Origin of the sequence: Nonomuraea sp. NPDC050663 (assembly GCF_044456985.1) — a bacterium.
In the GTDB taxonomy this organism is placed as follows: domain Bacteria; phylum Actinomycetota; class Actinomycetes; order Streptosporangiales; family Streptosporangiaceae; genus Nonomuraea.
Genome location: NZ_JBITGL010000011.1, coordinates 201,307 through 226,697 on the forward strand (window position 1 = coordinate 201,307; position 25,391 = coordinate 226,697).

The 25,391-nt window shown below is 71.2% G+C and carries 19 protein-coding genes; 14 read left to right on the plus strand and 5 right to left on the minus strand.

Annotated elements, in window-relative coordinates; genetic code table 11:
* The first annotated feature begins 33 nt into the window (after positions 1-33).
* Positions 34-4,038 (plus strand): hypothetical protein, encoded by a 4,005-nt coding sequence (locus tag ACIBH1_RS31465; protein ID WP_397317587.1) that lies wholly within the window; start codon positions 34-36, stop codon positions 4,036-4,038.
* Positions 4,039-4,059: 21 nt separating this feature from the next.
* On the opposite strand, the gene ACIBH1_RS31470 is transcribed toward ACIBH1_RS31465, so the two are convergent.
* The 3 genes from ACIBH1_RS31470 to ACIBH1_RS31480 all read right to left on the minus strand — a co-directional run bounded on the left by ACIBH1_RS31470 (position 4,060) and on the right by ACIBH1_RS31480 (position 6,900).
* On the minus strand, positions 4,060-4,719 hold the full coding sequence (locus tag ACIBH1_RS31470) for a TetR/AcrR family transcriptional regulator (protein ID WP_397317588.1): 660 nt from the start codon (positions 4,717-4,719) through the stop codon (positions 4,060-4,062).
* A gap of 3 nt (positions 4,720-4,722) precedes the next feature.
* Positions 4,723-5,922: a cytochrome P450 gene (locus ACIBH1_RS31475; protein WP_397317651.1), complete on the minus strand. Its 1,200-nt coding sequence runs from the start codon at positions 5,920-5,922 to the stop codon at positions 4,723-4,725.
* A gap of 87 nt (positions 5,923-6,009) precedes the next feature.
* On the minus strand, positions 6,010-6,900 hold the full coding sequence (locus ACIBH1_RS31480; protein ID WP_397317589.1) for a LysR family transcriptional regulator: 891 nt from the start codon (positions 6,898-6,900) through the stop codon (positions 6,010-6,012).
* 164 nt (positions 6,901-7,064) lie between these two features.
* Here ACIBH1_RS31480 and ACIBH1_RS31485 point away from each other — a divergent pair, with 164 nt between their 5' ends.
* Both ACIBH1_RS31485 and ACIBH1_RS31490 read left to right on the plus strand, forming a co-directional pair.
* Positions 7,065-8,810 (plus strand): adenine deaminase C-terminal domain-containing protein, encoded by a 1,746-nt coding sequence (locus ACIBH1_RS31485; RefSeq protein ID WP_397317590.1) that lies wholly within the window; start codon positions 7,065-7,067, stop codon positions 8,808-8,810.
* Positions 8,797-9,462, plus strand: coding sequence for a YitT family protein (locus ACIBH1_RS31490; RefSeq protein WP_397317591.1), 666 nt, complete (start codon positions 8,797-8,799; stop codon positions 9,460-9,462). The genes ACIBH1_RS31485 and ACIBH1_RS31490 overlap by 14 nt, the downstream gene beginning before the upstream one ends.
* Here ACIBH1_RS31490 and ACIBH1_RS31495 read toward each other — a convergent pair.
* On the minus strand, positions 9,452-10,273 hold the full coding sequence (locus ACIBH1_RS31495; RefSeq protein WP_397317592.1) for an LLM class flavin-dependent oxidoreductase: 822 nt from the start codon (positions 10,271-10,273) through the stop codon (positions 9,452-9,454). The genes ACIBH1_RS31490 and ACIBH1_RS31495 overlap by 11 nt on opposite strands.
* A 116-nt stretch (positions 10,274-10,389) precedes the next feature.
* On the opposite strand from ACIBH1_RS31495, the gene ACIBH1_RS31500 reads away from it, so the two are divergent.
* From ACIBH1_RS31500 to ACIBH1_RS31535, 8 genes are all read left to right on the plus strand, one after another.
* Positions 10,390-10,617 (plus strand): hypothetical protein, encoded by a 228-nt coding sequence (locus ACIBH1_RS31500; protein WP_397317593.1) that lies wholly within the window; start codon positions 10,390-10,392, stop codon positions 10,615-10,617.
* 63 nt (positions 10,618-10,680) lie between these two features.
* Positions 10,681-13,194, plus strand: a complete 2,514-nt coding sequence (locus ACIBH1_RS31505) for a lantibiotic dehydratase (protein ID WP_397317594.1) — start codon at positions 10,681-10,683, stop codon at positions 13,192-13,194.
* 1 nt (position 13,195) lies between these two features.
* Positions 13,196-14,050: a lantibiotic dehydratase C-terminal domain-containing protein gene (locus ACIBH1_RS31510; RefSeq protein ID WP_397317595.1), complete on the plus strand. Its 855-nt coding sequence runs from the start codon at positions 13,196-13,198 to the stop codon at positions 14,048-14,050.
* Positions 14,047-15,363, plus strand: coding sequence for a SagB family peptide dehydrogenase (locus ACIBH1_RS31515; protein WP_397317596.1), 1,317 nt, complete (start codon positions 14,047-14,049; stop codon positions 15,361-15,363). The genes ACIBH1_RS31510 and ACIBH1_RS31515 overlap by 4 nt, the downstream gene beginning before the upstream one ends.
* A complete protein-coding gene (locus tag ACIBH1_RS31520) occupies positions 15,360-17,108 on the plus strand; it encodes a hypothetical protein (protein WP_397317597.1) in 1,749 nt (582 codons plus the stop codon). The genes ACIBH1_RS31515 and ACIBH1_RS31520 overlap by 4 nt, the downstream gene beginning before the upstream one ends.
* The gene (locus tag ACIBH1_RS31525; protein WP_397317598.1) at positions 17,101-19,056 is read left to right on the plus strand and encodes a TOMM precursor leader peptide-binding protein; all 1,956 of its coding nucleotides are present in this window, start codon (positions 17,101-17,103) and stop codon (positions 19,054-19,056) included. The genes ACIBH1_RS31520 and ACIBH1_RS31525 overlap by 8 nt, the downstream gene beginning before the upstream one ends.
* On the plus strand, positions 19,053-20,720 hold the full coding sequence (locus ACIBH1_RS31530) for an ABC transporter ATP-binding protein (RefSeq protein WP_397317599.1): 1,668 nt from the start codon (positions 19,053-19,055) through the stop codon (positions 20,718-20,720). Before ACIBH1_RS31525 ends, ACIBH1_RS31530 begins: the two co-directional genes overlap by 4 nt.
* A 63-nt stretch (positions 20,721-20,783) precedes the next feature.
* Complete coding sequence (locus tag ACIBH1_RS31535) at positions 20,784-21,137, plus strand: nuclear transport factor 2 family protein (protein ID WP_397317600.1); 354 nt, start codon at positions 20,784-20,786, stop codon at positions 21,135-21,137.
* A gap of 3 nt (positions 21,138-21,140) precedes the next feature.
* Here the strand turns inward: ACIBH1_RS31535 and ACIBH1_RS31540 are convergent, their stop codons facing one another.
* Complete coding sequence (locus ACIBH1_RS31540; protein ID WP_397317601.1) at positions 21,141-22,430, minus strand: cation:proton antiporter; 1,290 nt, start codon at positions 22,428-22,430, stop codon at positions 21,141-21,143.
* A 130-nt stretch (positions 22,431-22,560) separates the two neighbouring features.
* On the opposite strand from ACIBH1_RS31540, the gene ACIBH1_RS31545 reads away from it, so the two are divergent.
* Genes ACIBH1_RS31545 through ACIBH1_RS31555 form a run of 3 tightly spaced genes read left to right on the plus strand, consistent with a single transcriptional unit; the run spans position 22,561 to position 25,382 of the window.
* Positions 22,561-23,442 carry a DUF6039 family protein gene (locus tag ACIBH1_RS31545; RefSeq protein ID WP_397317602.1) on the plus strand — a complete coding sequence of 294 codons (882 nt, stop codon included), beginning with the start codon at positions 22,561-22,563 and terminating at the stop codon, positions 23,440-23,442.
* A 3-nt stretch (positions 23,443-23,445) separates the two neighbouring features.
* Entirely contained in the window at positions 23,446-24,669 is a 1,224-nt protein-coding gene (locus ACIBH1_RS31550; protein ID WP_397317603.1) for a hydroxymethylglutaryl-CoA synthase family protein, read from the plus strand.
* Positions 24,670-24,671: 2 nt separating this feature from the next.
* Positions 24,672-25,382 (plus strand): enoyl-CoA hydratase-related protein, encoded by a 711-nt coding sequence (locus tag ACIBH1_RS31555; protein WP_397317605.1) that lies wholly within the window; start codon positions 24,672-24,674, stop codon positions 25,380-25,382.
* The last annotated feature ends 9 nt before the right edge of the window (positions 25,383-25,391 follow it).

A 25,391-nucleotide genomic window follows, 5' to 3' on the forward strand; every position in this document is an offset into this window, starting at 1 on the left:
TTCGGTTCCGGCTATCGGGTCACGACCGGAGTGGTGCTGACCTCGGCCCATGTCGTCGAGGACGCGCGCGAGGTGAGCGTCTGGTTCCTCGGCGGCCTCGAGACGACGGGTCACGTGCTGTGGTGCGAAGACCAGGCCGCCGCCGTCGAGATCCACCTCCCCGATCGTGTGGAGCCGGTGGCGTACGGCACGGCGGATCGGAGCCGTCGGGCGGTCCTCACGACCGAGGGCGTCGCCTTTCCGGCCTGGAAGCGCGGATACGGCCGCCGCGACACCTTCCAGCTCGACGGGAAGATCCCCGTGCTGTCCAACCTCCGGCACGGCACCCTGGAACTGGTGATCGAGGTCAGGCCCGAAGCCGATGACCGCACCGACCCCTGGGCCGGCTCCTCCGGTAGCGCGGTCTTCGTCGGCGGATGCCTGATCGGCCTGGTCGAGGAGCACAACCCCACCGAGTCTCTCAATCGCCTGCGCGTACGGCCGGCGAACTGGAATCTGTCCGCTTCGCAACGAGCGGACATCGGTTACTCCGACCCCACGACGGTTCCCTTCGACGACGGCCCCGGACCCGGGTACCACCGCGAGATCGACAGCCTGCGTCCCGCCGGCGGGCTGCGGGAACGTGAGGCCGAACTGGACGAGCTGGTCGCCTTCTGCGCAGGAGAGGAGGACTACCTGCGCTGGCAGGGGCAGCCGTGGACCGGCAAGACGGCGCTGGCCGCCACGATCGCCCTCGGCCCCCCGCTCGGGGTACGCGTGGCGGCCTTCTTCGTGGACCCGAACTGGGTCGGCCACACCGACGTCACGGGCTTCCTGGAGTCGATGACCGAGCAACTCGCGGCCATCGCGGGCGCCGACGAGCTTCGGCCACCCTCCGGACAGGCCACGCTCAATCCACGTTTCGAGCACATGCTGGCTCGAGCGGCGTCCGCCTGCCGCGGCCGCGGGGAACGGCTGTTGCTGGTGGTGGACGGGCTGGACCACGACCGGGGCGACGGGCCAGGAATCGCCGCGCACCTGCCCCGGAGACTGCCCGACGGCGTACGGGTGCTGGTCACCGAGCGATCCAACCCCGAGTTGCCGCTGAACGTGCCCGCGGAGCATCCGCTACGGCACTGCGGGATCCGCGAGCTGGTGGCCACGCCGTACGCCGCCGAACTGGAGCTCAGAGCCCGCCAGGACGTCGACACCGTGGCCAGGAGCGAGAACGAGCAGAGCGAGCTGCTCATGCTTCTGACGGCCTCGGGCGGTGGGCTGACGGCCGCGGACCTGGCCGAGCTGGCCGGTCTGCCGGTCGCACGGGTGAAGTGGCTCCTACGCGGAGCCCTCGGGCGCCTGCTCCGCCTGGTGGGCGGGGAGACCTGGCTCTTCTCTCACGCGACCTTGAGCAGCGTGGCGGAGGAACTGCTGGCCGACCGGCTGGCCGGCGGGCGGAGACGGCTGCGCGCCTGGGCGGCGGGCTACCGGGAGCAGGGCTGGCCGGAGCGGACTCCTCGCTACCTGCTGCTCTCCTACGGCCGGGAGCTGGCCAGGCACGGGGAGGTGGAAACGCTGGTGGCGTATGCCCTCGACGAAACGCGCGGGCAGCGGCTCCTGCGGACGCCGGGCGGCCTTTCCGTCCTGCACGCCGAGCTGGGGGAGGCTCAACGGGTGCTGGCCGCCCGGGAGCATCCTGATCTGGCCGGCCTGCTACGCCTCGCACTGATCCGGGACCAGGTGACCCAGAGCGTTCCCGACGTGCCCTTGGAGCTGCCGAAACTCTGGGCCCGGCTGGGGCGGGCGGAGGTTGCGAAGGAACTGGCCGGCTCGGTCGCGGATCCGGTGCGGCGTGACGAGGCTCTGGCGGGTGCGGTTCACGGGCTCGCCGAGGACGGCCAGCCGGTGCGTGCGCTGGAACTCGCCTCCGAGATCGAGGATGGCCGGCAGCGCGGGCGGGCGCTGGCTTCCGTCGCGGCGGCGCTGGCACGGCAAGGAAAGCCGGAGGCGGCGGCAGACCTGGCGCGGAGCATTCCTGAGGCGCACGAGCGGGTCGCGGCCTGGAGCCAGGTAATCAAGATCAGCGGGCTCGGCCCGCTGGCGGACGAAGCGGAAGCGCTCGCACTGGAGATCACCGATCGTGAGGCGGCTGCCTGGGCGACGGCCGCACTGGTGGAGGCGCTGGCCGCCGCGGGCGCGGCTGAGCGGGCGGAACGCCTGGCCTACCGCATCTCCGTGCCGGAATCCCAGATCTGGGCGGTGAGCGCGGTGGCCGAGGAGGCGACTGACACCGACCACCGGCGGGAGCTGCTGGAGGAGGCACAGGAGATGGCCCGCGTGACGCTCCGCCGCAGCGGGACCTGCAAGACGTTGCCCAGACTGCTGAGCGCGCTGGGCAAGGCCGAAGAGTGGGCGGCCATCGAGAGCTGGGCTCGGACCATCGGCCTGCCGTACATCAGGACCAGAATCCTGACGACGGCGATCAGCGTGCTGCCCCCCGAACGGGCCCGCTCCCTCGCGCGGGCGGCCGTCGGCGCGAAGGACCGCGCCCCCGCGCTGGCGGCGCTGGCCACCAGCCTGGCGGCGAGGGGCCTGGCGGAGGAGGCAGGCGAGTACGCCGAACAGGCGGCCAGGTCGGCGCGGCAGATCAAGGAGTCCGCGGAGCGCACCCGCGCCCTGGTGGCGGTGGCCGCGGCCTACGCCGCCGCCGGCGACAGGGCGGAGGCGTTGCGCCTGGCCCGCACCATCGGTTCGGCGAACCAGCGGGTGTTGGTGCTCGCGGCGGCGGAGGCGGACGAGAGGGAGCTCAAGGAGGAGACGGAACGCCTGCTGTCGCGCAAGAGCGCGAGCCGGACCCGGCTGCTGGCCCACCTCGCCCGAGCCCATCTCGTCCGCGGCGAGCTGGACCAGGCCGAGGAACTGGCGGCGCTGGTCCCACCGGATCAAGGGCGCGTCAGCCTGGTGACCGAACTGGTCCGGGTCCTGGCGAACCGAGACATGAAACGAGCGGAGCGGCTGATCGGCAGCGGGCTGCTCGATGCCACCCAGCAGGCTCACGCACGCGTGCTGCTGGTCAAGGCGCTCGGCGTCCGGGGCGAGAACCTCGCGCTGGGCTTGCCGGAGCCGCAACGCTCGCAGGCGCTGGGCCTGGTGGTCAGGGCGCTCCTGGACGCCGGCCGAGTCGAAGACGGGCTGGCCGTGGCTCGGCGCATCGAAGAGCACGAACGCCGCTGCCAGATCCTGGCCCGTCTGGTGGGTCCGCTGGCGGCGCGCCGTGGGACGGGGGCCGCCAAGAGGATCCTCTACACGGAGGTGACGACTCCCGCGTCGCGGGCGGAAGCCCTGGTGGAGCTCGGGCTGCTCGACGATGCGCGTAGAGCCGCGAACAGGATCGCCTCTCCCGAGCGGCGCTCCGCCGTCATCCTGAAGATCGTCAGGGCGCTGGCGGCGGACGGGAGCATCACCCAGGCGTTGGAGCTGAGGGATTCCCTGTCATTCGCCGAGGCGGCCAAGGCCGGCGCCGTCCTCGCCGAGGAGGTCGCCAGGCTGGGACGGTTCCCGCTCGCGGAAAGGCTCGCCGATCGGATCGCCGTGCCGGAGCAGAGGGTCAAGGCGATCACGAAGGTGGTGAGGGTCCTGGCGTCGCTCGGCTCGGTGCCCCGGGCGTTGAGGCTCGCCGACAAGCTCAGCCCCGAACTCAGCGCCGGAGCGTTGATCCAGGTGATGAGCGCAGCCGCCACGCGCGGTAAGTGGGGCCTGTTCAACGACGCTCTGACGCGGCTGCAGATCACCGGTGGGGACATCGGTCCCCTGGTCGGCCTGGTGCGCTCGGTGGGTCTTCCCTATGCCGGGCGCCTGGCCGACATGGTGGAGCAGGCCGCCGATCCCGACCGGCACGCCGGCATGCTCACGGAACTCGCCAAGGTCCTCCCGCCGGATCGTGCGCGCCGGGTGCTGGCACGGGTGCTGGCCGGACCGTCCTGGCAGGCCGCGCTGGTCGTCCTGGAGCCGGAGGTGCTCCACGAAGCGGGCTCTGTGATGGAGCCGGACATCCGCACGTGAGGGGGTGCATGTCCGAGGCCGTCACTCGCCGGCGGGTGAGTGGGCCGGGGTCCCCGGCCGGTCCATGCCCGCGGCAAGGGCGGCGATCGCCTGGTCGATCTCCTGGCCCAGGAGGTCCAGCGGGGGAGCCTGCTCCCCGTCGGCGTGGGCGAGCCAGCGCCCCAGGACCACGCGCAGCGCCGTGAGGGCCGTCGCCGCGCACAGCGCCGAGTAGATCCCGGCGCCGTGCGGGTCGCCCGGCGGGAGGCGTTCGGCGATGGCGTCGGCGAGCGCCTTCTCCTGCGCGGCCAGCACGGCCAGCTGGTGGGGCATCAGCGCCGGGGTCCGGTGGATGAGCCTGATGGCCGCGACGTAGTCGTGGCTGCCCGCGTCGCCCGCTTCGTCGTGGTCGATGACCGCGAGCACCGCTTCGCGCAGCGCCCGCAGCACCGACTCCGAGCGCGGCCTGGCGCGGAACGCGCCGATGAGCGCCTCCGCGCCGGCCGCGGCCGAGGCCACGACGGCCTCCTCCTTGCTGGAGAAGTAGTTGAAGAAGGTGCGCAGCGCGATGTCGGCCTCGGAGGCGATCTGCTCGACCGTGACACCCTCCACGCCGTGGCGCAGCGCCAGCTTCAGGGCCGCCTGCCGTACGGCGGAGCGGGTGGCCTGCTTCTTGCGCTCCCGGCGGCCCACTGCCTCCACGGTTCAGCCCCAGGTCACGGGGAGCGAGTGCACGCCGAAGATGAGCATCTCGTTGCGCAGCGGCACCTGACCGGCGGGTACGGCGAGGCGGAGGCCGGGGATGCGGGTGAACAGCTCGCTGAGCCCGACCCGCATCTCGGCGCGGGCGAGCTGCTGTCCGAGGCACTGGTGGATGCCGTGACCGAAGGCCAGATGCGGGGATCGGGCCCGCTTGACGTCGAGGCGGTCGGGCTGGTCCCAGTGCCTGACGTCGCGGTTGGCCTCGGGCGTGGCGATGATCACGGTGGCCCGCGCGGGCACCTCGACGTCGCCGATCGTGACCGCCTCGGTCGCCACCCGGCTGACGCCCATCTGGATGATCGACAGGTAGCGCAGGAGCTCCTCGATCGTGTTGTCCATCAGCTCGGGGTCGGCGCGCAGCGCCCCGAGCTGGTCGGGGTGTTCGAGCAGCGCGAAGGCGCCCAGGCCGAGCATGTTGGCGGTGGTCTCGTGGCCGGCGCCGAGCAGGACGAGCGCCATGTCGGTCAGCTGGGCGTCGGTGAGCGGGGGGTCGGCGTCGTGGACGAGCCCTGACAGCATGTCGTCGGCCGGTTCCGCCCGTTTCCGCGCGACCAGTTCCTGGATGAAGGCGTACAGCTCGAAGCCGGCGCGGGCCCGCTCGTCGTCGGGGGAGCTCGAGTTCAGTGCGATGGCGGTGCGTTCCTGGAAGACGGCGCGGTCGGCGTAGTCGACGCCGAGCATCTCGCAGATCGCCAGCGAGGGGATCGGGAGCGCGTAGGCGGGCACGAGGTCGGCCTCGGTGCCGGCGGCCAGCATGGCGTCGATGTGCTCCACGGCGATCTCGCGCAGCCGCGATTCCAGCGCCTTCATGCGGCGCACGGTGAACTGGCCGGTGAGCAGGCGTCGCAGGCGGGTGTGCTCGGGCGGGTCCATGAAGACGAACATGCCGTCGTCGCGGCTCTCGACCGGCGGCGGGGTCTCGCCGGGGGCCAGCTTGGTGGCGTCGGGGTGTCGCACGCGGTCGGCGCTGAACCGGGGGTCGGCCAGGACGGCGCGGGCTTCCTGCAGGCCGGTGACCAGCCAGGCGGGGTTGCCGTTGGCCAGTGTGATCGGCTGGACGGGGCCCTGGCCGCGGCGCCGAACCAGGCCGGAGGGCGGGTCGAAGGGGCAGCCGGTCCGCTCCACAAGATCGGCCGGCAGCATCTGGCGAATCGCGGTGGGGGATTGCGTCACCTCGCCCACGCTAACAACAAAAGTGCACGTTGTGCATCATTGCGTGACACGCAAGTTTCACACCGACTCCAGTGTCGCCACGATCTCCTCGGCGAACAGCAGGCCCGCCAGGCCGTGCTTCCCGCGGCGGATCAGGGAGAGCACGTTGTCGCTGAAGGCCCGATCCCGCACCGGCCGGAAGGCCAGGCTTCCCCGGTGCTGCTCCTCGGCGATGTCGAACCTGCTGAGGAAGGCGATGGCCTCGCCCCCGGCCGCCAGCCGTTTCATCGCCTCGATCGAGTTGGTATGGAACGCGGGCTCCACCTTCAGCCCTGCCTGTGCGAAGGCGTCGGCGATGGTGCCGTGGATGACCATCGAGCGGTCGGCGAAGATCAGCGGGTACGACGCGCACTGCGCCAGCGGGATCGACTCCATCCGGGCCAGCGGGTGGCCGGGCGCGATGACCGCCCCGAGCCGGGTGTCGAGCCGCCAGCACGTCTCCAGCTGGGCGGAGGTGGGCACGTTGAACCCCAGGCCCAGGTCGGCCTCGCTGTCGGCCACCGCGCGCACGATGTCGTGGGCCGACATGGTCAGGATCGAGATCCTGACCTCGGGGTGGCGGGCGTGGAAGCCCATCGTCGCCGTCGAGACGATGCCGCTGGCCAGCCCCGTCATCGTGGCGATCACCACCTCGCCGCTCGGAAGCGACTGCAGGTCGCGGATCTCGGTCACGGCCTCGCGATACTCCTGCAGCGTCCTGCGCACGTGCGCCAGCAGCACCTCGCCGGCCGGGGTCAGCCGCATCCCGCGCGGCAGCCGTTCGAACAACGCCTCGCCGAGCTCCTCCTCCAGCATCAGGATCTGCCGGTTGATGGCCGAGGGCGCGACGTGGAGCCTTGCTCCCGCGGCCCTGATGGAGCCGTGCCGCGCGACCTCGTCGACGTAGTGCAGCAAGCGCGAGTGGAGCATGGACCCTCCCGGACCAGGGTGTGCGAAAAAAGAGTACAGTCCGTGCGAAAACCGGCGCTTGTCAGCAACGGTCGTGTGCCATTTCATAGCCCCAGTGCGTACGAGCAAGTCCTAGGGTGCCTCGTTCCGCCGAGCAGACCGCCAGCCGAGCCACGAAACGAGAAATGATGCACCAGCAGGCGCACTACGACCATGTGCGGACGATCTTCGCCATCCTGCAGGGGGACCGGGAAGCCGACCTCCTCCTGCGCAACCTCAACATCCTCGACGTCCACAGCGAGTCCGTGTACCAGGGCTCGATCCTCGTGCACGGCCAGCGCATCATCGCGCTCGACCCCGACGAGTCCGTCGTCAGGGTGCGCGAGGTGTTCGACGGCGAGGGCCTGTACGCCATTCCCGGGCTGATCGACGCGCACCTCCACTTCGACGCCCAGCTCGCCCACCCGGCGGCGTTCGGCGAGGCGATCGTGCCGAGCGGGACGACCACCATCTTCGCCGAGACCCTCGACTTCGCCAGCGCCGCCGGAGACGAGGCCGTCGAGGCGGCCCAGGCGCTGTTCCTGGGCCACGACGAGCTCCCCTACCGGATCTACGCCTTCGCCCCCGGCAAGAAGACCTCGGTCGAGGTGACCGAGGCGATGCTGAAGATGGAGCCGGTGATCGGCCTGGGCGAGCTCGCCCACCTGTCGTACATGACCGGCAACGACGACGACTTCCGCAAGTCCGCCCTCGGCCGCGCCAACGGCGGCTTCGTCAACTGCCACTGGGGCGTGACGGCTCTGCCCGACCTGCTGCTGAACTACATGCCCGCCATCGGCGCGCACAACAACCACGACGTCTGGAACGAGGAGGACATCGAGAAGAGCATCCGCCACGGCTTCCACACGCAGATCAAGTTCGGGGTGGGCAGCCCCGAGGTCATCAAGACCATGCTCCGCGCGATCGTCAAGCGCCGGTGGCCGGCCGAGAACTTCCAGCTGTGCGCCGACAACATCTCCGTCGACCGCGTCCTGACCAAGGGCCACATCGACTGGGTGATCTCCCTGGCCGTCGAGATGGGCATCAACCCGATCCAGGCGATCAAGATGGGCACGCTGTACGCCGCGCGATCGTTCGGCATGGACCACGAGTTCGGCTCGCTCGCCCCCGGCCGCTTCGCCGACATCGTGCTCACCGACAGCCTGTCGAAGATCAACCCGCGCTACGTGTTCAAGGGCGGCGAGCTGGTCGCCAAGGACCGCAAGCTCCTCAAGACCGCCGACCTCGACTACTCCGGCATGGTCAAGCAGCCCAGGCCCGGGCTGACGGACCTCGCGCCGGAGCAGCTCGACCTCGTCCCGATCGAGATCTCGCCCGACGGCGCCAGGGCCAAGGTCCTGCTCTTCGACGTCTACGGCCGCGGCCACCTCAAGTTCTCGCAGGAGATCTGGCTCCCATACCAGGACGGCGCCGTCGTGCCCGAGGCCGACGGCGTCAGGCTCAGCCGCATCTCGGTCGTGCAGCGCTACGCCGACGGCGAGCGCAACATCGTCAACGGCGTCTTCAAGGGCGTCTCGATGGACGACGGCGCCGTGTCGACCTTCTGGCCCGCGCCCGTCGCCTACTTCGTCGTCGTCGGCACCGACAGCGCCGAGATGCACGCCAACCTCAAGCAGCTCGACACCTACGTCGGCGGCTGCATCGTCACCAGGGACCGGCAGGTGAAGGCCGCACTGCCCCTGGACATCTACGGTGTCATGGCCGACATGAGCCTGACCGAGCTCGTCGACGCGACCCGCTCGATCGACGCGGCCATGGCGGAACTGGGCCACCGCAACGAGGGCGAACCGGTCGTCAACAAGCTCCTGACGCTGTTCATCTCGCTGGACCGCTTCGGGTTCATGACAGGAGGCTGCTGTGCTGGAGCATGAGAGGGAGGCGGGGGTCGCCGACACCGGCAGCCTCGTGCGCAGGTGGATCACCTACGGCGCGGGCATCTACCTGCTGACGCTGGGCGTCAGCCTCGCGATCAGGGCCGGCATCGGCATCTCGCCGCAGAGCAGCCTCACCCGCACGATGACGCTGGTGCTCCCGCCGATCAGCCAGGGCACCTTCAACTTCATCCTCGAGATCCTGATGCTGGTCCTGACGTACCTCGTCATGCCCAAGGACTTCAAGCTGAGGAACCTCCTGTCGCTGGTCCCGGCCTTCGTGCTGGCGGCCTTCCTCGACCTGAACCTGATGCTGACCAGCTGGGTCGTGCTCGACGCCTACGCCGCGAAGTTCACCCTGCTGGTGTTCGCGGACGCGACGCTGGCCTTCGGGCTGTTCCTGATGATCCGGGCCAACCTGGTGCTGATGCCGGTCGACATGTTCGTCAACACGATCTTCAAGCGGACCGGGTTCAAGTGGGGCAACATCAAGACGGCCTTCGACTGCACGCTGCTGGTGGCGGCGGCGGCCATCGGGCTGATCTTCCTGGGCGCCCCTCACTTCATCAGGGAGGGGACCATCATCAACGGGATCCTCGTCGGGCAGTACATCAAGCTCTACTTCTTCCTGTTCAAGAAGTTCAAGGCCTGACCCGCGGGCCCTCGCGCACCACCCCGCGCACGGTGTCGAGCCGTACACCGGGATCGAAGTCCGACAACCACCAGGTCGCACCCGCTGCGGCGTACGGACGCGGGTCGGCGTCCAGGGGCGGGCTGACCGCGATCTCGTACGGCCCGGCCGCGCCGGACCTGAGCTCGGCGAGGATCGCCACGACCTCGGCGAGCTGGTCCGGATGCTCGAGGTTGACCGGGAAGAAGCCGTCGAGCCCGGCGGCCCTGCGGACCGGCCTGAGGTTGCCGGGGAATCCGGCCGCCCAGACCGGCACCCCCGGCCGCTGGACCGGCCGCGGCAGGAAGGTGACGTCGTCGACGGTGTAGTGCTCGCCGTGGTGACGCACCGGCTCGCCCGACCAGGCGGCGGCCAGGATCGCCAGCGACTCGTCGAGCATCCGCCCCCGCCGCCGGTCGTCGAGTTCCTCGCCGGTCTTGGACAGCTCCTGGCCGAACCTGTCGCTTCCGATGCCGACGCCCAGGACGAGACGGCCGCCGCTGAGCCGGTCCAGCGTGGCGGTCTCCCGCGCCACCTTGGCGGGACGGCGGCGGGCCAGCGGCGACACCATCGGGCCGATCCGCAGCCGCTCGGTCGCGGTCGCGACCGCCGCCAGCGTGATCCACGGGTCGGCCGCCTGAAGCACCGGCGCCCGCCAGCGCAGGTGATCCCAGACGAAGCAGCCGTCCCACCCGGCCTCCTCGGCCTCGGCGGCCAGGCGCGCCACGGCCAGGGGATCGGCGAGTTCGTCGAAGAGCGGCAACCAGAGCGCCGAGCGCAGGTGGGTGGTCATGACGGAAACGCTAGACCGGGCCGGCGTGGTTGGCGGCATACCTCCGGCATACCCTCGCTCCCTAGCATCGGCAGCGCACGACCTCAGATTCCAGCCAGGTGAAAAGAGGAGTATCGATGCCAACCGTCACGACGCTCGACTTCGATGTGCACGATCTTCCGATGGACGTGTTCGACCTCACCGTCAGCGGGCTGGAGGTGCAGACCCTCACGCTCGGCCGCGGCTACGACATCGTGAACGGCCCGTTCACCAACTGCCACGGAGTCAGCGGCTGCGGATGCTGCTCGGGCTGCACCAACGAGCCGCGTTCCGAGCCCGACGACGACACCGACACCGAGGAGTAGCTGACGTCGCCGCGGGCCGCCCTTCGAGCAGGGCGGCCCGCGGACCATCGGGTGAGGTGAGGCATGTTCGCTGCTCCGTTGATCCGGCTGGCCGGGCTTCCCGCCGGGGTCCTGCAAGAACTGCGTTGGCGAGAAGCGGGCCAGGCCGTGCGGGACCGGCTCTCGCTTCGGCGATGGACGCGGGCCGAGGGCGCGGCGCTCAGCGACGAGCTCTACCCGGTGATCGCACGTGTGGCGGCGCATCCTGCGCGGCCGGCGCTGATCGGCCTTCGGCGGGCGGTCTACCAGGGGCGCAGGCCCACGGCGCGCGAGTGGAGCGCCTCGACGCGTGAGCTGCTCGGCGACGAGCTGGCCGAGCGGGTGGGCCGCTGGGTGGCCGCCGGCGACGAGTGGCGTGGCGGCGGGCCGGCCCTGGATCAGCTGATCGGGGCGGAGACGGCGGCCTTGGAGAGCAGGCTGCGCGACCTGGTGGCCGCTCCGGCCTTTCGCCGGGCGCTCCTCCAGGCGAGTCCCGATCTCTCGGCCGATCTCGACAAGTGGCTGGCCGATCGGGGCCGCGACACCCGGCGGCTGGCTCCCGCCCTGGCCAAGTACCTGGTACGGGCGGCGGCGAAGACCAGCCCTTTCAGCACGTTCATGATCACGGGACGCGGGTCGTGGACCGACGACGACACCCCGGTCCGCCAGCTCCCCAGGAGCCGGAACAGCGTCACGGGCGTGCTCGACCTCGGCCATCACGCCCGTTCCGAGCTGCACGAGGCCCTGGTCGGGGACGGGCTGCGGCGCGGCATGGTCACCCGCGTCAACCCCAGCACGGTGGCCGCCGGTGACAGGCTGCGCTTCCTGGGCCCTCCGCCCGCCGAGGCGATGCTCACGATCGACGGCACCCCGGCCATCCGCGCCTGCCTGGAGCTGATCCCCGACGACGGCGCCATCACCTTCGGCGAGCTGGCGGACAAGCTGGCGGCGGCGGGGAACGCCGAGCCCGCGCGGGTGGCGGCCTTCCTCGGCCATCTCGTCGAGATCGGCCTGCTGCAGCTCATGCCGCAGCCGGGCGGCCAGATCACCACGCCGCGCGAGGCAGGTCACTGGCTGCGTTCGCTCGGCGCGCAGTTCACGCGGGCAGGCTCGCTGCTCCTGGCCGTCGACGAGGCCGTGCGCGAGGACGTCCCCGTCGAGGACGTCGAACGGCACCGGCGGCGGCTGGACTCGGTGCGCCAGGCGATGGCGGACCTGTCGGGCCACCTGGGGCAGCCGATCACGAGCGAGACCTTCGACACGGCCGTGAGCAGGGAGCCCCTGGCGGAATGCGGCCGCCGTGCCTGGCGGCCGGTGCTGGACGACCTGCAGGCCATCCGCCGGTGGCTGGCGCTGTTCAGCCACGGCCAGGAGTTGAAGATCGCCCTGCACGCCTGGTGGGGGCGGCGGCCACCGGCACCCTTCCCGGACTTCTACCACGAGCTCGTGCAGGAGGTCGCCGCCGCCTCCCCGGAGGGTACGGAGATCGGCCGGCTGTGGCATTCGTCGGGAAGCGGGCGGAGCAGCCTGTTCGACCGTGTCCACGAGCTGCACGCGCTGCGCGACACGGCCGCCGGCCTGCTGTGGCGGCCGGCCGGACCCGACGGGCTCGTCGACGTCGGACCCGGCGAGCTGACCGAGGCGGTGGCCGGATTCCCCCGATGGCTCGACGACCTCCATTCGGTGGGCGTGTACGGCCAGCCGCTCGCGGACGAGCCGGGCACCGCTTTCGTGATCAACAACGTCTTCACCGGGTACGGCAGGAGCCACAGCCGCCTGGACCACCTGACCGGCGCCCGGACCACGCCGTGGGCGCAGCCGCCCGGCGATCGGCCGGTGTTCGCCGCGCTCGGCGGTTCGCTGGGGACCTCGCTGAACGTCAGGGAGCCCTGCGCGCCGTACGAGATCACCTATCCGTGGCACGGCGACGCCCGGCAGGGGACCGTCCGGCTCGATCTGCACGACCTGTGGGTGGAACGCGACGACACGCGCGATCTGCTGCGGCTGCGCTCGGCACGGCTCGACCGTCAGGTCCGGCCGCTGCATCTCGGCAACAGCGCCCCGTGGACTCTGCCGCGCGCGGCGCACCTGCTCGTCAGGGCGTTCGGCGAGGAACCGCCCGAGCCCGTCGCGAGCATCGCGCCGCGCGGGCACTGGAAGGCCGCTCCCGAGGTGACGCTGACCCCGCGGGCGCGGGTGGGGCGCGTCGTGGTGCGCCGAGAGAGCCGCCACCTGACCCCGGCGGCCGTCCCCGCCCGGCGCGCGGGCGAGTCGCCGGGCGCCTACCTCGTACGGCTGGCCGAGTGGCGGCAGGAGACGGGCATCCCTGAGACCTGCTTCGTCAAGGGCCTGGCCAGACGGCGCTTCCACGAGAACAAGCCGCTCTACCTGGACTTCGCCAACCCCTTCCTCCTGCATGCCTTCGACGAGCTGCTGCGGCGGCCGAACGACGCGGTCGTCTTCGAGGAGGCACTGCCCGATCCGATGTCGGCCCGCGAGCACCACGGCGGGGAGCACGTCATGGAGATGGTGATCGATGTCGCGTCCTGGAGCGATTGACGTGGGCCACGACGAGTGGGTGAGCGCGCACCTGTTCTACCAGGGAGACCAGGACGCCGTGATCGTCGATCTGATCCCCTCGATCATGGACGAGCTGGCGGACGGGGGCGACCGCCCCGACTTCTTCTTCCTCCGCTACTGGGACGCCGGACCCCACGTGCGCCTGCGGGTGAGAGCCGAGCCCGCGGACCACGACCGGGTCCGGCGGGTCATCGAGGCCCGCTGCCAGACGTTCTTCCGTGCCCGGCCCTCCGCCGACACCGTGCAGCAGGAGGAGTACGAGAAGACGGCCGCCGGCCTGGCAGGCGCGGAGGGCCTGCCGGGCTTCACCCGGGAGCTGGCGCCGAACAACTCCGTGGCGTTCATCCCCTACCGCAGGGAGACCCGGCGCTACGGGCGAGCCGCGATGCCGGCGGTGGAGAAGCACTTCGTGGATTCCAGCAGGATCGTCCTCTCGACGCTCTCGGCAGGAGTCACCCCCGAGCAGCGGATCACCGCGGTCGTGGCGATGTACCTCATCATCTGGTTCCGGCTCGGGAGAAGCGCGGCGGGGACGGGAGATCACGACGACCGGTTCGCGCGGCAACGCGACATCCTGCTGCCCTTGGGGCGGCGCATGCGGGCGCTGGTCGAGCTGGCCGACGCCATGCCGCCGGGCGACGGCCTGGCCGGCTGGTCGCAGGCCGTGGCGTGGCTGCAGAAGGAGCTGGACCCGCGGTCGCGGCCCGCGGTGATGACGACGTGCGCCCACCTGGCCGCCAACCGCCTGGGGGTCGACCTGCTCTCCGAGAGGTACGCCTCCTCCCTGGCCACACGGACCTTCCTGGAGATGAGCGAGGAGGAGCGGCCGACATGACATCGCCGATCGAGGAGAGGGTCAGGATCCGCCCGGGAGTTTCCGGTGGCGTCACTCCGGACAGCTCGTACCACCTGCTCAGCTGGCCGTACAGCATGGCGCTCGGCCGCCTGAACCCGGTGCAACGGGCCCTGCTGCACCGGCTGGGACGGGAACCGGTCCCGATCGAGGAACTGGTGGAACAGGACCTGAGCCTGCTGCGGAGCGAGGGATGGCTGGACGCCACCGTGACCTGGTCGGGAACCGACCTCTACACCGTCGAGCCGGAGCGTCCGCAGGAGCCGCCCCAGGGGGAGATTCCCGCGGAACTGGCGCTGTCGCGGTTCGCGATCATGCGCAGGGACCGGAACGAACTGGTCCTGGAGTCCCCGCGCTCGTGGTGCCGCGTGCGGCTGCACGACTCCCGTGCCCTGGCCTGGCTCGGGCCCGCGCGGCTGGCCGACGACGACATCCCCGTCGTGCACCGGCTGCGCCGCGACCTGTGGGCCGCCGGCCTGGCGCTCTCCCCGGCCGACGACCAGGACGACGGGTCGCCGTCATGGCAGCCGCACGAGTTGTGGTTCCATCACCGCAGCCGCACGCAGCTGACCGGCGTGCCGTACGGCAAGGGCGCCTGGGCGAGCGGCAGGCCGGCCCTTCGCGAGCCGTTCGCGGGCGAGGTCGTCGAGCTCGCCCGCCCCGATCCTGTCCGCGTGCGCGTCGGCGACCCGGCTCTGACCACCGTGCTGGAACGCCGCCGCTCCATCCGGCGCCACGACGAGACGCGCCCGCTGACCGCGACGCAGCTCGGGGAGTTCCTCTCCCGCTGCGCGCGCAACCGCGAGCTCTACCGCGCCCACGGCGCCGACTACGTGAGCCGCCCCCATCCCAGCGGCGGGGCCCTGCACGAACTGGAGATCTACCCGGTGATCCGCCGGGTCTCGGGGCTGGAGCAGGGGCTCTACCGTTACGACCCGCAGCGCCACCGGCTCGAACGCGTCGGGGGCGCCACCCCGGAGGTGCGGTTGCTGCTGCGCACCGCGGCCGCGTCGGCGACCGAGAGCGAGGAGCCGCAGGCTCTCCTGGTGATCGCGGCACGGTTCGGGCGCGTCATGGGGAGCTACCAGTCGATGGCCTACTCGCTGATCATGAAGAACGTCGGCGTCCTCTTCCAGACGATGTACCTCGTGGCCACGGCGATGGAGCTGGCGCCCTGCGCGCTCGGCGGAGGCAACCCCGCCGCGTTCGCGGCGGCCACCGGCCTGGACCCGATGGAGGAGGGCTCGGTCGGCGAGTTCGCCCTCGGTTCCGTTCTTCAGGGAGCGGAGCGATGAGGCTGCGATTGCGCGATGACGTCTACGTGGCGCAGAGCGGCGACGGCCTGCGCATCCTCACGCATCGCGGGCTGGCGCGGATCGACGGGACCTCCATCGCGAGATGGGTCGATCGGCTCCTGCCGTTTCTCGACGGCAGGTACACGATCGAGCAACTGACCGCCGGGCTGCCGCCAGACCGCGAGCAGGCCGTGAAGCGGGTCGTCGAGCTCCTGCGGACCTGCGACGCCCTCGAAGGGGAACGGGAGGCCGGCTACGCGGAACGCGCCGTGGTGGTGGCGGGGGCCGAGCCGGCGCTGGGAAGCCTGGTCCGGGCGGTGTCGGCATCCGGCCTGCGGGACATCACGGTGCTGGACCTCTCCTGCGCCGCGGTGACCGAGCTGCCCGCCGCCGACCTGGTCTTCTACGCGGGCGATGGGCCGGGCGCCCTCCGGCTTCAGCGCGTCTGCGAGGAGCGCGCGATCCCCCTGGCCCTGCTGGTCGTCACGAGCGAGGCCACCTGGCTGCTGCCGCCGGGGGCTCCGGGCTGGGACGACGTGACGCACCGGATGGGCGGCGGTGGAGCCGCTCCGGGTGGGGCCGCTCCGGGTGGGGCCGGGCCTGGTGGAGCGGGGCCGGGTGGAGCCGGGCCTGGTGGAGCCGTGCCGGGTGGAGCGGGGCCGGGTGGAGCCGTGCCGCCGGGGGCGGCCGCGAGCCTGGTTCAGGCCGCCTACCGCGAGCTGACGGGGGCCGTGCCGCCCGGCGAACGCCGGCACCTGGTCAGGATCGAGCAGGACACGTGGCGGCGCACGCGGCATCCGTGCCTGCCGCGTCCCCGTCCGGCCCCGGCGCGTTCGCGTGAGATGTTCCTCCAGCGGGTGCGCGCCCTGCTGGCGGGTGAGCACCTCGACCGCGGCTCGTTCATGCGCAGGGTCGCCCCGTGCGTCGACGAGTACCTGGGGGTCGTCAGGCTGGTGGACGCCGACGAGCCGCAGGTGCTGGTGAACGTGTGCAGGGCCGTCCTGCCGGACGGGGAGGCCGGGATCGGCTCCGGGTTCGGCCGCGAGGCCGCCCACCGCGACGCCGTGCGACGGGCGCTGGCCGTCTACGCGGCGCGCACCGTGGATCCCGGGAGGCTGACCGGCTCCGGCGTCTGGGCGCACGAGATCGACCGCCCTGACCGGGCCCGGCTGGTCCCGGCCGCCGACGTGTTCGACGGCGGGCCCGCCGGGCTCGCGGCCGGGGACAGCTGGGAGCACGCCCTCGGCAAGGGGCTGGCCGGCCGGTGCCTGCAGATGGTCACGGCCGGCCTCGTCTCGCGCTCCGAGCCCTTCCCCAGGATCGACGTCATGGCCGTCGACCTGCACGAGGAGGGGCGCAGATGCCGCGATGTGCTGGTCCGCCTCGGCGAGCTGCCCGAGGTCTACGACCTCACCGGATCGCCCGGGGTCCCGGCCTTCGCCTTCTGCGCGGGCGAGGTCACGATCGGCCACTTCGCCGACCTGGACCCGGCCGAGGCGCTGGGAGAGGGCCTGAGGTCCGCGCTCGTTCGCCTGCAGTCACCGCGGGACGGCCACGCGGAACCGTTGCCGGACCGGCTGCGCGGACCATCGCGACGGGCCTCGCTCAGGCCGGCAGACCTGGCGGAGGTGGTGTCGCGGCTGCGCGCCGGCGGCCGGGTGGCGCTGGCCGTACCTCTTGATCATGACGAGGCGGTGTCCTCGATCATGCCCTATCTGACTCGGGTGGTGGTGTCTGATGCGTGAGGTGGCCCTGGTCGGACGCGGGTTGATGCACGACGCGATCGCCGCCCGGCTGGCGGCTGACCGTGAGGTCGCCCGCCACGACACGGCGGCTGACCGTGAGGTCGCCCGCCACGACACGGCGGCGCGGGTCGCGGGCGCGCCGGTGCTGCTGGTCGCGGCCGACGACAGCTGGAACACCGCCCGCACCGCGGAGACGCGGGCGGCCGCGATCGGGCTCGCGGTGCCCTGGTTGCGCGTGCGCGCCGAGCTCGGCCAGGTGGTGATCGGCCCCCTGGAGACCCCGGGCGTCCCGGGCTGCGTGTCATGCGCCGAACGGCGCCGCCGCCGCGTCCGCGCCGATCAGGAGGGGCACCGGGCCATCTGGCGAAGGCACGGCGAGGTCCTGCGCGAACGCCCCTCGTCGTGGGTCACCCCGCTCGCGGCCACGCAGGTGGCCGAACTCGTCGCGGCCGAGGTCGCGTCGTTGTCGGCGGGCGCCGGCCTTCGCACGAGCCGGGCCCTGCTGATGGTGGATCTCGAACGCCTGGACGTCAGCGTGCACCCGTTCCTGCCGGACGCCTTCTGCGGCACCTGTGGTGACGCGCCGGACGACACCGCAGAGCTGGCCGATCTCGTCATGGAACCACGGCGGATGCACCGCGAACGCGGCTTCCGCACCCGTGACCCCGCGCAGGACCTGGAGGAGCTGTACGTCGACCCGGTATGCGGGCTGATCGGCTCGATCTCGGAATGGACGGCGGGTGTCATGACGGTCGCCTCGGCCGGCGTGGGCGGGCGCAGCGGCGAGGTGACGGGCTACGGACGCGCGGAGACGCGCGCCGCCGCCCGGCGCACCGCCGTGCTGGAGGGGCTCGAGAGGTACGGCGGGGCTCCTGGCGCGCGCAGGCCGACGGTGCGCGCGAGCTTCGCCGAGGTCGCCGGGCACGCTCTCGATCCGCGAATCCTGGGCCTCTACCCCGCGGAGAGGTACCGCCTGCCCGGCTTCCGCTACCGGCCGTTCGACGTGAACGAGACCTACACCTGGGTCTGGGGCTACTCCTTCGCCAGGAAGGAACCGATCCTGGTGCCGGAGTCGTGCGCCTACTACCAGAACGGGCACGAGCTGGTCTACGAGATCTCCAACGGATGCGCGCTCGGCGGCTCGCTCGAAGAGGCCGTCCTGCACGGGATCCTGGAGGTCGCGGAGCGCGACGCCTTCCTGCTGACCTGGTACTGCCGGATGCCCGCGCCGCGCATCGACCTGTCCGGGGTCACCGATCGAGGGCTGCTGCTGCAGCACGCGTGCGTGGAGGCGGAGACCGGCTACGACGTGTTCTTCCATGACATCAGCGTCGAGCAGCGGATCCCGTGCGTGTGGGCCGTCGCCGTGAACCCGCGCGGTGACGGGCGGGCGGCGACGATCTCCGCGGCCGGGTCCAGCCCCGACCCGGAACGCGCGATGGCCAATGCCCTCTCCGAGGTCGCCGCGAGCATCGCCCCCGTGGGAGAGAAGTACGCCGAGCACGCTGAACAGGCGCGGCGGATGGTGGACGAGCCGGGGCTCGTCAAGGACATGGAGGACCACGCCCTGCTGTACGCGCATCCGGACGCGGCCCGGCGGCTCGACTTCCTCACCGGGGCGCCCGGCCGCCGCATGCCGGCCGACATCGGAGACACACGGGGCTTCTCCGGCACGGACCTGACGAGCGTGCTCAACGAGACGGCCGGCCGCTACCTGGAGACGGGGCTCGACGTGATCGTGATCGACCAGACCGGGTCCGAGCACCGGGCGGGCGGCCTCGCCTGCGTGAAGGTGCTGATCCCCGGCACCCTGTCGATGACGTTCGGGCACGACCATCGCCGGCTCCACGACCTGCCCCGGCTGCTGACGGTGCCGCGGCTGCTCGGCCACCGCGACCGGGACCTGACGCCCGGGGAACTCGCCTCCGACCCCCATCCCTTCCCATGACCGCCACCGCCGTGCTCCGGCGCATGCTCACCTGGTTCCGCCCGTACCGGTGGAAGGTGGCGGCCTCGCTGCTCATCGTGCTGATCACCGTTCCTCTGGGAGTGGCCAATCCACTGCTGACCCGCATGGTCATCGACCAGGGGCTGCTGCGCGGAGACGCCGTGCTGCTGACCCTGCTGTGCGCGCTCATGGTCGTCCTCGGCATCGTCGTCAGCGCCCTGGACGTCGGCAACGTGGCTCTCACCAACGTCATCGGCCAGCGGGTGACGACCACCCTGCGCGCCACGGTGTACGGCCGGGCCCAGGCGCAGGAACTGGCCTTCTACACCGAGGAGAGCACCTCGGAGGTCCAGGCCAGGCTGGTCAGCGACATCGAGGGGATCGACCGGTTCGTCACCAGCACCGCGCAGCAGGCCCTGGGATCCTTCACCGCGCTGGCCGCCTCGGGCATCGCGATGGTGGTGCTGAGCTGGCAGCTGGCCCTGCTCTCCTTCTCCCTGGCCTATGTGCTGGCCCTGCTCAACCATCGCTTCGCCCGGCGGCGCCAGGACCTGGCCAGGCAACGTCAGCGGCACCTCACCTCGCTCCTGCGGTTCGCCGCCGAGGACCTCAGCCTGGGCGGGATCATCCTGGGCCGCACGCTGCACCGTTCAGGGCGCCGGCTCGAACGGTTCGTCGGGGTGTGCCGGCAGCTGAGCGAGATCACGGTGCGGCAGCGGGTCGTGGGCGCCACCGCCTACGTGATCATCGGAGCGTCGTTCGCCTGCGTGCCGCCGCTGGTGTTCTGGGTGGCGGGCACGGCGGTCTCGGGACTGAGCATCGGCACCGTGATCGTCATGGTGATCCTCCAGATGCAGCTGTCGCAGCCCATCCAGTCCCTTCTGCAGCTGTCGAGCAGCCTCCACGTCTCGCTGGCCAAGTTCGAGCGCGTCATCCAGTACCTCGACCTGCCTGAGCCGGTGCGCGACCACGGACGCCAGGCCCGAGGCAGCGGGGCCGGCGTGACGCTGCGCGGGGTCGGCGTGACGCTGCGCGGGGTCGGCCACCGGTACGGCGACGACGGACGGGAGGTGCTCAGCGGCATCGACCTGGACCTGCCCGCGGGCTCGGTCACGGTCGTGCGCGGGCGCACCGGATCGGGCAAGAGCACGCTCGGGCTGATCGTCGCCGGGCTCCTGCGCCCCACTTCAGGGAACGTCGAGGTCCACGGGGCGGGCGGCGCCGAGCTGCGCGACGTGGCGACGATCGTGCCGCAGCACACCACCCTGTTCGACACGTCCATCAGGGAGAACCTGCTGTTCGCCCGCGACGCCGTGACCGAGGACGACCTGCTCCGGGTGATCGCCGCCGTCCGGCTCGACGACCTGGTGGCCAAGCTGCCGCTGGGCCTCGACACCCCCATCGGCGTGGAGGGGCACCAGCTCTCCGGCGGTGAGCGCCAGCGCCTGGCGGTGGCCAGGGCGCTGCTGGCCGACTGGCAGGTGCTCGTCGTCGACGAGGTCACCAGCGCCCTCGACGGCGTCACCTCCGACGAGGTGTACGACGCGCTCCGGTCGTACTGCCGTGGCAGGACCCTGGTGGTCATCGCGCACCGGCTGCCCCGCATCCGGCCGGCCGATCAGGTGGTACTCGTGGACCAGGGACACCTGGCGGTGAGCCGCTGATCCGATGACCGGTGTCGAGAACGCCAGCCCGGCACCGACCGGTCAGTGAACGAAGGAGACACCATGTCCGCGAACAAGCAGACCGTCCGCCGCTACATCGACGGCTTCAACAGCTCCGACCACGCCCAGATCCTGGCGTGCCTGACCGACGACATCGAGTGGACCGTGTTCGGCCACTTCCACATCACCGGCAAGCAGGCCTACGACGCCAACATCGAGGGGCCGGACCCGGTCGGCGTCCCGCCCAAGGTGGTGATCACCCGCATGGTCGAGGAGGACGACGTCGTCATGGCGGAGATGACCCTCGAAGCGCTCCAGAAGGACGGCAGCGTGATGCGGGCGGCGATGGGCGAGGTGTTCGTGATGCGCGACGGGCTGATCCGCGAACGGCGCGCGTACGTCGTGCCGCTGGAGTGAGGCTCACTCCACGAGCTGGCGGTGGTGGATGTGCCGGATGCGCTCCTCCGTGGTGACCTTGATCCGCCGGGTCGCGAAGCGCAGGATCGGCGGCGCCATCAGCGAGGTGACGATGGCCACGACGATCACGATGGTGTAGATCTCCGTGGTGATCACGCCCAGGCGGAGCCCGACCATCGCGACGATCACCTCGATGACGCCGCGCGCGTTCATGCCGGCGCCGAGCGCCAGCGCCTCCCAGCCGCTCAACCGGCTGAGCAGGGCGCCGATGTAGGCGCCGGCGAACTTGCCGACGATCGCCACCAGCAGGACCACGACCGACGCGACCAGGACCTCGGGTTTGCCCAGCAGGGTGAGGTCCATGCGTAGTCCTGCGGTGGCGAAGAACAGGGGAGCGAGCACGCAGAGCACGAACGACTGCAGCGGCGCCAGCCAGTCGGAGTTCACGTGGCCGGAACGGCCGATCAGGATGCCGCACAGGAAGGCGCCGAGGATGGCCTCCAGGCCGAGCGCGTGGGTGGCGGCCGCCGAGAGCAGCACCAGGACGACGGCGGTGGCGAGGCTGGGGCCCGGTTCCGACGAGCGGGACGCGAGCCGCATCACCCAGCGCACCAGGGGACGGCCGATCCAGATCGAGAAGGGCACGAGCGCCACGAGCGAGATGAGCGAGAGGGTGATCTGGCCGACCCGGAGCCCGGTGGTCGCCATCGCCGAGACGATCGACAGCATGAACCAGCCGAACGCGTCGTCGACCATGCCGGCGGTCAGGCACAGCTGCCCGACGTCGCGGTGGAGCAGCTTCATGTCCAGGAGCGTCTTGGCGATCACCGGGATCGCGCTCACGCAGGTGGCGACCCCCAGGAACAGGGCGAACACCGTGTAGTCGGTGCCTTCGGCCAGCAGCGAGCGCGGCAGCATGAACCCCGTGGCGATGCCCAGCGCGAGCGGGATCACGAGCCCGGCGATGGAGACCTTCGCGGCGGTGGAGCCGCGCCGTCGGACCATGCCGAAGTCGAGCTGGATCCCCGTGATGGCCACCAGGAGCAGCACGCCGATCTGGGCGACGGCGTCGAGCAGGTGGAACTGGGCGGGCTGCTCGGGCAGCAGCCAGGCCGAGAAGTCCGGCGCGACGTGCGCCAGGAGTGAGGGCCCCAGCAGGACGCCCACGGCCAGTTCGCCGACGATGGCGGGGCCGCGCATCCAGACGGCCAGGCGGCCCAGGAGCATGGCCAGCAGGAGCAGCACCCCGAGCTGAAGGATGAAAACCAGCAGCTCATGGGTGCCCAGCGGCATGACGGGTCCTAGTGCGAGCACAACGGAATCTACGCCGATCGGCCCGTCGATCGTCTGCTCAATATTGAGCGGACGATCCGGCCCCCATGAGCGAGATTCGCACCCAGAGCCGCAACCGAGGGGAAGGGTCATGACACACGAGGACGTCTGGGCGACGCCGCTGTCGGCACAGCACCAGACCACCCTGGCGCCTGACAAGCTGCTGCACTCCGGCAACGCCGGGCTGATCATCCACCGGGTCGGCATGCTCGAGTACGACATGGCCCGCGAGGGCCGCGACTTCAGCGTCGACCTCCTGAGCTACATGAACCGCGCCCAGGCGGGCGTCGCCACGACCTTCTGCTACGAGGAGGTCTTCGGCGTACGCGACCGGCTGCACTGGTTCGTGCACATGAAGTCGCCCGAGAAGTACAGCAGGCTGCTGGAGATGGTCGATCACGACGAGGCCTTCCAGGACATCTCCCTGAAGAACCGCCTGCCGAAGAAGGGCGGCGGCAACTGGGAGAAGATGTTCGTCTACGGCAGCCTGCGCGAGACGATCATGTGCCCGCAGCACGGCTTCGCCGACCACGCCGAGGACGACCCGGCGCTGTTCGTGCCCCCGGCGATGCACCAGACCACTCAGCCGCAGGACTCCCAGCTCAACTCGGCGAACGCGGGCGCGATCATCCTGCGCACCGGCGACGTCAAGTACGAGTTCCGCGAGGAGGGCCGCCAGTTCCTCCACGACTGGTCCAGCTACGTCAACGACTCGCTGCCCGGCCAGGCCACCGCCTACATCTACGAGCAGACGTGGGGCCAGCAGGACCGCATCCACTGCCTCATCCACCTGCGCAGGCTGGAGGACTACCGGCTGGTGCAGGAGATCGACCGCAGCGAGGGCATGCACAAGCAGGTCTACGACGCCGAGCGGGTGCCGGAGGCCAAGGGCGGCGGCGGCTGGGACCGGTTGTTCGTCCCCACCACCATCAACGACGTCCTGATGGTCCCGCATCTGACGGAGGGTTCCTGAGCCATGGCTCTGGGGATCGAGTCGATCAACGCCTACGTCGGCCGGGCGTTCATCGGGGTGCGCGAGCTGTTCGAGGCACGCGGCCTCGACATGAAACGCTTCGCGAACCTCATGATGGAGCAGAGGTCGGTCAACCTGCCGTGTGAAGACCCGGTCACCAACGCCGTGAACGCGGCCAAGCCGATCGTGGAGTCGTTGAGCCCCGCCGAGCGGCGGCGCATCGAGCTGCTCGTCGTCGGCACCGAGTCGGGGCTCGACTTCGGCAAGCCGATCAGCACCTACGTCCACCACTACCTCGGCCTGAACCCGGCCTGCCGCTCGTTCGAGGTCAAGCACGCCTGCTACGGCGGCACTGCGGCCCTGCAGAGCGCGGTCGGGGTCGTGGGCGCCAGCCCGGTCCCCGGCGTCAAGGCGCTGGTGATCGCGACGGACGCCGCCAGCTCCACGGCCAGGGCCACCTACTGGGAGCCGTCGGAGGGCGCCGGAGCCGTCGCCATGCTCGTCGGCGACGACGCCGAGGTGCTGCGGCTCGACCAGGGGGCCAGCGGCTACCACACCTTCGAGGTCATGGACACGCTGCGCCCGCGCCACGACGAGGACGCCGTGGACCCCGACCTGTCGCTGCTGGCGTACATGCGGTGCATCGAGGAGAGCTTCGGCGCCTACAAGGAGCGGGTGGCCGGGGCCGACATCGTCGAGACCTTCGACTACCTCGCGCTGCACACGCCGTTCGCCGGCATGGTGAAGGGCGCCCACCGCACGTTGCTGCGCAAGCAGAAGGGGCTGGCGCCCGCCGCCATCGAGGCCGACTTCGCGGCCAGGGTGGCGCCGTCGCTGGCCTACCCGGTGCGCGTGGGCAACACGTATTCGGCCGCCCTCTACATGGCGTTGTGCTCGCTGCTCGAACAGGGCGACTTCCCGGCGCCCAGGCGGGCGGGCCTGTTCTCCTACGGCTCCGGGTGCGCATCGGAGTTCTTCAGCGGCGTGATCCCGCCCGGCGCGCGGCCCGTGACCAAGGTCGCCCAAGCGCTCGACGAGCGCAGCAAGCTCACCGTCGAGGAGCTCGACGAGGTCGGCGAGCTCAGCGCGGACCGCGGCTTCGGCACGCGGAACGCGGTGTTCGAGACCAAGGCCTACGGCGGGCTCTTCGAGGCGGGGTTCGAGGACCGGGGCCTGCTGGTCCTGGACCGGATCGCGGACTTCCACCGCGAATACAGATGGAGCTGACGATGGCCACCACCGTGCGGTTCACGATCGGCGCCACCATCGACGGCGCGGCGATCAAGGAGATCCACGCCGCCCTGGACGAGGCCGAGAACTCGCCGGATTGCCGGATCTTCGTGCTCCAGGGCGGCGACGGGGTGTTCTGCACCGGGATGGATTTGGAGCAGGCCGCCACGGGCGACGCCAAGGACGGCGGCGCGGACTTCTTCGGCCTGCTCAAACGCTTCACCACGACGCCGCGCGCGGTCGTCGCGCAGGTCGACGGCCGGGTCGCGGGCGGCGGGGTGGGCCTGGCCGCCGCGAGCGACTTCGTCTACGCCAGCGAGCGCAGCACCTTCAGCCTGCCCGAGGCGCTGTGGGGGCTGCTTCCCTGCTGCGTGCTGCCCTTCCTCATCCGGCGGGCCGGCTTCCAGAGGGCCTACACGATGACGTTCAGCACCCAGCCCGTCAGCGCCGAGCAGGCCGAGCGGTTCCAGCTCGTCGACGAGGTGACGCAGGATCCCGAGGCGGTCGTCAAACGCCTGGCCTACCGACTGACCAAGCTCGACGAGTCGGTCATCGGCGACATGAAGCGCTACTTCCGCGACCTGTGGATCATCTCCGACGCCACGGAGGAGAAGGCGGTCGGCGAGTTCGGCCGGCTGATGTCCACGCCCGAGGTCCGGCAGCGGCTGTCCGACTACGCAACGGAGAAGCGGTTCCCCTGGGAACGCTAGGAAGGAAAG